At 72.2% G+C, this 8,876-nt stretch carries 8 protein-coding genes; 2 read left to right on the forward strand and 6 right to left on the reverse strand.

The annotated features are described in order from the left end of the window. Positions 1-1,249, reverse strand: a 1,249-nt coding sequence (locus ACOJSN_RS21210) for a metallopeptidase TldD-related protein (protein ID WP_420114470.1), incomplete at its 3' end; no start/stop codon positions are given. Between the two features lie 71 nt (positions 1,250-1,320). Further along, positions 1,321-2,757 carry a TldD/PmbA family protein gene (locus tag ACOJSN_RS21215; protein ID WP_420114471.1) on the reverse strand — a complete coding sequence of 479 codons (1,437 nt, stop codon included), beginning with the start codon at positions 2,755-2,757 and terminating at the stop codon, positions 1,321-1,323. 94 nt (positions 2,758-2,851) lie between these two features. Between ACOJSN_RS21215 and ACOJSN_RS21220 the strand changes: the two genes are divergently transcribed. After that, positions 2,852-3,748 (forward strand): NAD(P)H-binding protein, encoded by an 897-nt coding sequence (locus tag ACOJSN_RS21220; RefSeq protein WP_420114472.1) that lies wholly within the window; start codon positions 2,852-2,854, stop codon positions 3,746-3,748. A 6-nt stretch (positions 3,749-3,754) separates the two neighbouring features. Here the strand turns inward: ACOJSN_RS21220 and ACOJSN_RS21225 are convergent, their stop codons facing one another. After that, a complete protein-coding gene (locus tag ACOJSN_RS21225) occupies positions 3,755-4,387 on the reverse strand; it encodes a type II CAAX prenyl endopeptidase Rce1 family protein (protein WP_420114473.1) in 633 nt (210 codons plus the stop codon). 122 nt (positions 4,388-4,509) lie between these two features. On the opposite strand from ACOJSN_RS21225, the gene ACOJSN_RS21230 reads away from it, so the two are divergent. Beyond that, positions 4,510-6,231 carry a beta-galactosidase gene (locus ACOJSN_RS21230; protein WP_420114474.1) on the forward strand — a complete coding sequence of 574 codons (1,722 nt, stop codon included), beginning with the start codon at positions 4,510-4,512 and terminating at the stop codon, positions 6,229-6,231. Between the two features lie 74 nt (positions 6,232-6,305). Here the strand turns inward: ACOJSN_RS21230 and ACOJSN_RS21235 are convergent, their stop codons facing one another. The 3 genes from ACOJSN_RS21235 to ACOJSN_RS21245 all read right to left on the reverse strand — a co-directional run. After that, positions 6,306-6,884 (reverse strand): nucleotidyltransferase family protein, encoded by a 579-nt coding sequence (locus ACOJSN_RS21235; protein ID WP_420114475.1) that lies wholly within the window; start codon positions 6,882-6,884, stop codon positions 6,306-6,308. Further along, positions 6,877-7,983, reverse strand: a complete 1,107-nt coding sequence (locus ACOJSN_RS21240; protein ID WP_420114476.1) for an XdhC family protein — start codon at positions 7,981-7,983, stop codon at positions 6,877-6,879. Before ACOJSN_RS21240 ends, ACOJSN_RS21235 begins: the two co-directional genes overlap by 8 nt. Then, positions 7,983-8,876 (reverse strand): NAD(P)-dependent oxidoreductase (locus ACOJSN_RS21245; protein ID WP_420114477.1); only part of this gene is annotated, 894 nt, incomplete at its 5' end. The genes ACOJSN_RS21245 and ACOJSN_RS21240, both read right to left, overlap by 1 nt.

Consider the following 8,876-nt stretch of genomic DNA (forward strand, 5'->3'; position numbering starts at 1 on the left):
GAGCGAGCGCGGCCGGGTACGACTGCGTGAAGCGGACGTTCTGCACCGCGCCCACGATCTCGCCGTTCTCCACGAGCCACAGCCCGTTGCGAGTCAGCCCGGTCATCGTCACCTGCCGCGGGTCGAGCGCCCGGGTGTACCAGAGGTCCGAGACCAGCAGCGCGCGCGAGGAGCCGGTCACGCCGGTGAGCAGTGGCGCGGCCGTGGGCGCCACGGGACCGGCGGCAACCGGGGCGGCGCCGACAGCGGCCGCCGGCCCCGGTTCGATGCCCAGTTGCGCAGCGACCGGGATGCCGTACCCGAAGCCGTGCCCGGTCGACGTGCTGCCTGACTCGGCCGCGGTGCGCCGGTCGTGCGCGATCAGCACGCTCCGGCCGGCGTCGACGAACGTCTGCCGCTGCTTCGGGGTGCCCTCGGCATCGACCGTGAATCCCCAGCCGGGCCCGTTGTCGACCATCGTGATCGACGGGTCGAACTGCTCCGCGCCGAGCTCCACGAAGGACGCGCCGTCGAGCGCCATGCGCCCGTTGAAGCCGTACAGGGCGAGCGTCGAGATGATGTTCGCGGCAGCCGCGGGCTCGAGGATCACCTCGTAGCGCCCCGGCGGCAGCTCGATGGCGTCAGCCCCGGCGCGTGCCTTCGCGGCCGCGAGCACACCGGCGGCGTGCGGGTCGAGATCGGCGTGGCGATGCACCCTGCTACGGACCACACCATCGGAGCCGTTGCTGCTGGCGATCGCATCGATCGCAGCCGCACCGCTGCGCATCGACGCCGCCTGGCCACCGCTCGTGGCCACGCCGGACTCCGAGAGGTACGCCTTCACATAGCCTGATGCGCTGAGGCCGTCGGCACCGTCGATGAAGGCGGCGACGGCGTCGGCGCGCTCCGCCGGCGTCGAGCCTGACTGCTCCTGCTCGGGAGCGACATCGGCAGCGGCGGCGACGCCCGCCCAGCGCGGGTCGAGCGGCGCGAGCGCCACCGAGCCGGCCACCCGGTCAGCGATGGCATCGATCGCCGCGCCGTCATCGGCCCCGGCCAGGCCGGTGCGCAGCGTCAGCGTGCGGCCGTCGAGGTGCGTGGTCACGGTGGCCGACCAGGCGTCGTCGGCCACGTTCTGGTGGATCGCGTTGTCAGCGAAGCGGGTCAGGTGGTCCTCGCTGCGCTCGACCTGAGCGACCACCTCGGCGCCGGGCAGGCGTGTGGTGACGGCCTGGACCGTGCGGGCGGCGACGTCGGCGACAACACGCATGCCTTCTGGTCGCGCACGGACGCTCGCTCCGGTCCTCGCTCCGCTCCGGTCCTCACTCCCGGGTGCACTCCTCATGCCTTCACCCCCACGCGGACGTCCGTGAACCGGGCGGGCGCGGCGGGATGGGCGGTGTGCCCGACCTGGCCGGGCTGTCCCTTGCCACAGTTCGCGAGCCCCCAGTTCACGATCTCCGAGGACAGCATGTCCATCGACTGCCAGAACCGTGGTCCGATGCCTGTGTAGGTGGGGTTCTTGAGCATGCGGCCCTTCTTGCCGTTCTTGATCTCGTAGCCGACCTCGCAGCCGAACTGGAAGTTGAGCCGCCGGTCGTCGATCGACCAGGAGCGGTTGGTCTCCATGTACACGCCGTCGTCGGTGGCGGCGATGATCTCCTCGAGCGTGTGCGGGCCGGGCTCGAGGCCCACGTTGGTCATCCGCACCATCGGCAGCCGCCGCCAGCCGTCGGAGCGGACGCTGCCCGCGTAGTCCAGGCCGGCCGCCGAGGCGGAGTCGCGCCCGGCGAGCACGCCCACCCAGGTACCGCGGTCCACGGCGAGCCGCTTGGCAGCCGCGGTGCCCTCGTCGTCGTACCCGAACGAGCCGAGCGCGCCCTCGATGGTCGGGTCGATCGCGATCGTCATGAGGTCGGAGCCGTACCGCAACGACCCAAGCTGGGCCAGGTCGAGCCAGGACCGGCCGGCATACGCGGCCTCCCAGCCGAGGATCCGGTCGAGCTCGATCGCGTGGCCCACGGACTCGTGGATCTGCAGCGCTACCTGGCTGCCGTCGAGGATCAGGTCGGTCACGCCGGAGGGGCACTCCGGCGCGGTGAGCAGCTCGCGCGCCTCCTCTGCCACCCGCGGCGCGTTGCCGACCAGATCCATCGACTCGATGAGCTCCCAGCCGCAGGTCCCGAGCTGGCCACCCATGCTGTTGGGGTAGGAACGGCGCTGCGTCTCGCCGTCACCGACCGTGGTCGCCTCGATGCCGCCGCCGGCCTCGCGGATGCGCTGATCGATGCGGTGCCCCTCGCTGGAGACGAACCACTTGCTCGTGTCCCAGAACGTCAGCTCCCCGAGCGCCACGTCGGCGCCGTGCTCGCGCATCGCCTGCGTCGCGCCGACCAGCAGGTCGGCCTTGTCCGACTCGCTCACGCTCGCCGGATCGATCTCGACGGCGTTGCTCCAGCTGGCCTGGACCGGCTCGCTGGTGACCATGCTCGCCGAGCGCATCGGGACCTGTGCACTGGCCGCCGCGATCTCCGCGGCGCGCTCACCCGCGAGGCGAGCACCGCCGTCCAGATCTGAGGTGGAGAAGAAACCCCACGAGGATCCGACCAACGCACGGACCCCGATCCCGAGGTCCGCCGAGCGGGACATGTCGGCGATGTCGCCGTTGCGGGCGAGCATCCGCTCGGCGCTGCGGGACATCAGGCGGGCATCGGCGTAGGACGCACCGGCGGCGAGCGCGGCCTCGACCGCGGCGGTGGCAGTGTCGAACTCAGTCACCGTTCGACCGTACTACCACCGGCACCACACTCCGGGGCCGGCGCCAACACGGCAATGTCCCACCGAGACCGCTCGCGACTGCGAGACTGGCAGCGTGTCGTCACGACGAGTCCTGGTCACTGGCGCCACCGGCTTCATCGGCCGGCGGCTCGTGCCGGCGGTGCTCGACGCAGGTCACGAGGTACGGGCCATGACGCGCCGTCCGCAGGACTACGAGGGACCCGGCGAGGCGGTGGGCGCCGACGTGGCCGACCCTGGCAGCCTCGCGTCCGCACTGCAGGGAGTCGACGTGGCTGTCTACCTCGTGCACTCCCTCGACCGCCCGGACTTCGAGGCCGCAGATCAGGCTGCCGCGCTGGGATTCGGTACCGCAGCAGCGCGAGCCGGGGTTCAGCAGATCGTGTATCTCGGAGGGCTCGGGCCGCAGGGCTCCACGCTGTCGGCGCACCTGCGCAGCCGGCGGAGAGCCGAGAGCCTGCTCGGGCAGGCCGGAGTGCCGGTGACGGTGCTGCGGGCGGCCGTCGTGGTCGGCCACGGTGGCATCTCCTGGGAGCTGACGCGGCAGCTGGTCAAGAACCTGCCCGCCATGGTGGTGCCGAAGTGGGCGACCACGCGGACCCAGCCGATCGCGATCGACGACATCATCGCCTACCTGGTCGGAGTGATCGGCCGATCCGAGACGTTCGGGGAGATCTACGAGGTGGGCGGGCCCGAAGCGCTGACCTACCTGACGATGCTGCAGGTCGCGTCCGAGCAGATGACCGGCAGGCGAACCCCGATCATGCCGGTGCCGGTGCTCACCCCACGGCTGTCCTCGTACTGGCTCGCACTGGTGACCGATGTCGACGTCACCACCGGGCGGCACCTGATCGACTCGATGGACATCGAGGCGGTCGTCACGGACGACCGCATCCGGGACGTCGTCCCGTTGACACCGACGCCCTATCCCGTGGCCGTGCGACGCGCCCTCGCTGAGCGTGGTGGGTCCTGAACTCGATCAGCCGAGGACCGCGGGCAGGGCGACCAGCATCACGCTCGCCCAGATCAGGTGGATCACGATCGGGGCAAGCACGCCTCCGGTCACGCGGCGCTGCCATCCCGCCACGAGCGCGAGCAGTACCGCCGCGAGCACCAGCATCGGGTTGCCCGACGCCGCCACCACAGCGACGTTGACGATCGTGGTGAGGAGGATCGGGTGGCGCGGGGCAGCGTCGTAGAGCGCGCCACGGAAGAACACCTCCTCGGCCATGCCGTTGACCAGCGTGATCACCAGGACCAGAGCGATCGAGCCGTGCTGCGCGAAGCCGATGACGTCGCGCACGTGCTCCTGCAGCACCGGCACCGCGCGTACGAGGAAGGCGCCGAGCACGAAGACCGCGGCCAGCGCCAGGCCCAGCAGCACGCCTGCGAGCACCGGGCGGCATCCCGTACGCGCCGACCGCCCGAGGCGTACCGGCCCGGAGGCGAGCGCTCCGATCACCCAGACCGCGGCGAGCGCGAGAGTGGCCGGGTAGAACAGCGCGTCACCAGGCGCGATCCGGAGGGACACAGCCAGCACCGCTGCCCCGACGAGCATGGTGATCAGGCACGCCAGCCGACGGCGTCTCAGCGGATCGGGGCCGTCGCTCACCCGCCCGACGGTACCGAGCCGGCGGCACTCTGACCGACGTACGGCCGCACGGCCAGCGCGCCGCGCGCACACTGCTCCGGCGCGGCCCGGAGGAGACCGTGGGCGGTGATTGACTGCTGCTCGTGACCGAGCAGATCATCTCCGGGGCGATCCACTACGCCCGCGTCCACCCCGACCAGTGGCGACACCGGCTGCAGATGCTGCAGGCGATGGGCGCCGACAGCGTCGAGACCTATGTGCCGTGGAACCTGCACGAGCCGCGCCCGGGTGAGCACACGTTCGCGGGGATCGCCGACCTCGGCGGGTTCCTCGACCTCGCACACGACCTCGGGCTGCGCGCCATCGTGCGCCCCGGGCCGTACATCTGCGCGGAGTGGGACAACGGTGGGCTGCCGTCGTGGCTGACCGGCCGGCCGGGAATCGCGATCCGCACCCGCGACCCGCACTACCTCGCTGCCGTGGATGCATGGTTCGACGTGCTGATCCCGGTGATCGCAGCACGGCAGGTCACCCGCGGCGGACCCGTGAGCATGGTGCAGGTCGAGAACGAGTACGGCTCCTACGGCAGCGACATCGTCTACCTCGAGCACCTGCGCGACGGGCTGGCAGCTCGCGGCATCGACGTGCCGCTGTTCACGTCCGACGGGCCTGAGGACCACATGCTGACGGGCGGCACGATCCCCGGGGTGTGGGCCACCGTGAACTTCGGTTCCCGCGGCAGCGAGGCGTTCGCGACGCTGCGGCGGCACCGCCCGGACGACGCGCCGTTCTGCATGGAGTTCTGGAACGGCTGGTTCGACCACTGGGGCGCGCCGCATCACGTGCGCTCGGCCGAGGACGCGACCGCGGCCCTGGAGGAGATCCTCGACGCCGGCGGGTCGGTCAATGTCTACATGGCACATGGCGGCACGAGCTTCGGCACCACCGCGGGCGCCAACAACCACGGCGCGTACACGCCCACGATCACGTCCTACGACTATGACGCCCCGATCGACGAGGCCGGGCGCCCCACACCCAAGTTCTGGGCGTATCGCGAGGCGATCGCCCGACGGCGGCCGGTCACCCACGAGGTCCCGGCCCCGTACCCGGTGCTCACCTCGGGCGAGGTGACGCTCACGCGGGCGCTGCCGCTGGGGGCCGTGCTGGATGGCCTGCCCGTGGTCGAGAGCGGGCACGCGCCGACGTTCGAGGAGCTCGGGCTCGACCACGGGGTCGTTCGGTACCGGGCACACGTGCGCGGGCCACGGCAGGAGTACCCGCTGACGCTCCCGGGCCTGGCTGACCGCGCCCACGTCTATGCCGACGGCCGGCTGCTCGGCGTGCTGGAGCGTGGCGCCGAGGGCGGGCTGCCGTTGGCGATCCCGGCCTCGGGTGTGGACCTCGAGGTCGTGGTCGAGTCGATGGGGCGCGTCAACTACGGCCCGTGGCTCGGCGAGCGCAAGGGCCTGGTGGGTGGCGTGCTGCACGAGCGGCAGCACGTGCACGGGTTCGCCAGCGCCGCGTTGCCGCTGACGACGCTCCCCGAGCTCGACTGGGCTGCCGCGGGCCCGGCGGACTCCGTGGACGGGGCCGCGTTCCACTCGGGCACCTTCGCCGCCGACGGCCCTGCCGACGCCTTCCTCACCCTCCCCGGCTGGGCCAAGGGCTACGTGTGGGTCAACGGCTTCGCGCTCGGCCGGTACTGGGACAACGGCCCGCAGCGCACCCTGTACGTGCCCGCACCCGTGCTACGTGCAGGCGAGAACGAGATCGTGGTGCTCGAGCTCGACGCGCGTCCGGAGCTGCCCGTGGTGGCGTTCGTCGACGACCTCGACCTCGGCGAGTCCGAGGCTGCCCCGCTCTAGCACCTCCTGCTCGGCATGCGTGCTCTCCGGTCAGAACCACCTGTTCGGCAGAGCAGACGGGCACGCAAACGGCGTCAGGGAGCCTTGATGTCCGGGCAGGGGGTGTCGATATCCGGGCGGGGGCCGATCTCGACGCACACCGCCTCGCGCAGCAACGCCCGCGGGCCGTGCTCGCCGGCACACTCGGCGATCGCGCGGTCCAGGTGGTCGGCGCCGATCACCACGGGGTGGCCGGGCTGGCCGTCGTGGACCGCCCGTGCCAGGCCCGTGCGGAGCGGACCGGCGATCGCCGCGACCACGGTCGCCACGTCCACGGCCGCCAGGTCCGGCACGTCCACCGGGATGATCACGACGGCGTCGCTCGCGTCGCGATCGACGGTGCCCAAGGCGGTGCGCAGGCTCGCGCCGAGGCCCTCGCTCCAGTCCGAGACCGGCACTGCGGTGGCGTCGCCGGGCAGCGTCGCCGCGACCTCGGCGCCCGAGGCGCCGACGGTCACCAGAACCGGGTCGCAACCGGCCACGTGCAGCACCGTCGCGGCACGCGCCGCCCAGCTCTGACCGTACTGGGTGACCAACAGCCCTTTGGGCATGCCCATCCGCACCCCGGCGCCTGCGGCGAGCACGATCCCGGTGAGCCGGCGGGACTCAGCCATCGTCCCGGTCCTCGTGCAGCGGACCACTCAGCTCCGAGAGCGGCTGCCCACTGCCCCCGCCCGCCACTGCGACGACCTCGGCCAGGATCGACATCGCACTCTCGCGCGGGCTGCGGCCACCGAGGTCGAGACCTACGGGAGAGCGGAGAGTCCTGAGGGCTTCCTCGGCCAGCCCGCGCTGCCGCAGCCGCTCCAACCGCTGCTCGTGCGTGCGCCGCGACCCCATCGCGCCCACGAAGCCGAGCCCGGCGGGCAGTGCGACCTCGAGCACCGGCTCGTCGAACTTCGGGTCGTGCGAGCAGACCAGCAGCACCGTGCGCCGGTCCACGGCGCCCGCGTCGATCTCGGCTGCCAGGTACCGGTGCGGCCAGTCCACGACGATCTCGTCAGCGTGCGGGAACCGCTCAGTGGTCGCGAACGTGGAACGCGCGTCGCACACCGTCACACGGAAGCCGAGATAGCTGCCGAGCTCGGCGATCGCGACCGCGAAGTCGGTCACGCCGGCGACGATCAAGCGCGGCGGCGGTGCCGCCACGTCGACAAGCACACGGACCTCCACACCCTGACGACTGCCGTCGCTGCCGAAAGACAGCTCGGTGGTGCGACCGGTGGCCAGCACCGAGCGGGCGTCCGCGGCGAGCGAGGTGTCGAGCCGCTCGAAGCCGGTGCCGCCGAGCACGCTGCCGTCAGCGGTCACCACCAGCTGGGCGCCGACGTGCTCACCGGTCAGCACCGAGGCGAGCGCCACCGGCTCGTGCACCGCGACCGCCGCCGCGAACGCCCGCAGCGGCTCCGGGCCCTCGATGCGCTGCACCAGCACCTCGATCGTGCCGCCGCACATCAGCCCCACCGCGAACGCATCGCCGTCGCTGACGCCGTACCGCTGCAGCGAGGCGGGTTCGCCGGCGAGCAGTCGCAACGCGAGCGCGTGCACATCGCCCTCGACGCAGCCGCCCGAGACCGACCCAACCGTGGAGCCATCGGCCCGCACCAGCATCCGGGCGCCGACTCCGCGCGGCGCCGAGCTCCACGTCGAGACCACCGTCGCGAGGGCAAACGGCGCCTCCGTGGTCTGGAGTGCAGTCAGCACCGGGTCCATCAGTGACCGCTACTGAAGAACTCGCGCACCACATCGCCGACGAGCGCACGCACGCGTGCCCGCGCCTGCTCGGTCCCCGCCGCCACGTGAGGTGACAGCACCACGTTCGGCAGTCCGAGCAGAGGGCTGCTGCTCGGCAGCGGCTCGGTCTCGAACACGTCGAGCACCGCGAACCCGGGCCGCCCCGCCCGCAACGCACGCGCCAGTGCGGGCTCGTCCACCAGGCTGCCACGGGCGGCGTTGACGAGCACGCTCGCCTCACGCATGGCAGCAAGCCGCTCGCTGCTGATCATGTGCCGTGTGCTCGGCAGCAGCGGCGCGTGCAGGGTCACCACGTCGGCACGCGCGAGCAGGTCGTCCAGCCCGGTCTGCTCGACCTCCTGCTCGACGGCGTCGCTCACCTCCCGCTCGTCGGTCACCAGCACCGTGGTCCCGAACCCGGCGAGTCGGCGGCGCACACCGCGGCCGATCGCGCCGTACCCCACGATGCCGACCGTGACAGCACCCAGCTCGCGGCCCAGCGCGCGGCGGTGCCATCCCTGCGCGCGCATGTCCCGGTCGGCTGCCACGGCGCCTCGCAGCCCGAGCAGCATCGCCATCAGCGTCCAGTCGGCCACCGCATCGGCGTTGTAGCCCGGTGCGCTGCGTACCTCGATGCCGCGCTCGCCCGCCGCGGCGAGGTCGATGACGCCGTCGAGCCCCACGGCCGGGTGGAACACCAGCCGACAGCGGGTCATCACGGCGAGCGCCTCAGCACCCAGCGGGAACCGGCGGGATGCATCACCGATGACGATGTCGGCACGCGCCAGGTCGGGCAGCATCGCCGCCAGGTCGGCATCCTCCGGCACCGTCACCACCTCGGTGCCGGTGCCCGCGACCCAACCCTCCACCAG

Source organism: Pseudactinotalea sp., assembly GCF_048594945.1.
In the GTDB taxonomy this organism is placed as follows: domain Bacteria; phylum Actinomycetota; class Actinomycetes; order Actinomycetales; family Beutenbergiaceae; genus Pseudactinotalea.

Excerpts from the sequence above, each read along its gene's own strand:
- ACOJSN_RS21235 (WP_420114475.1), bottom strand. The coding sequence starts at position 6,884 with ATGGCTGAGTCCCGCCGGCTCACCGGGATCGTGCTCGCCGCAGGCGCC.
- ACOJSN_RS21240 (WP_420114476.1), bottom strand. The coding sequence starts at position 7,983 with ATGGACCCGGTGCTGACTGCACTCCAGACCACGGAGGCGCCGTTTGCC.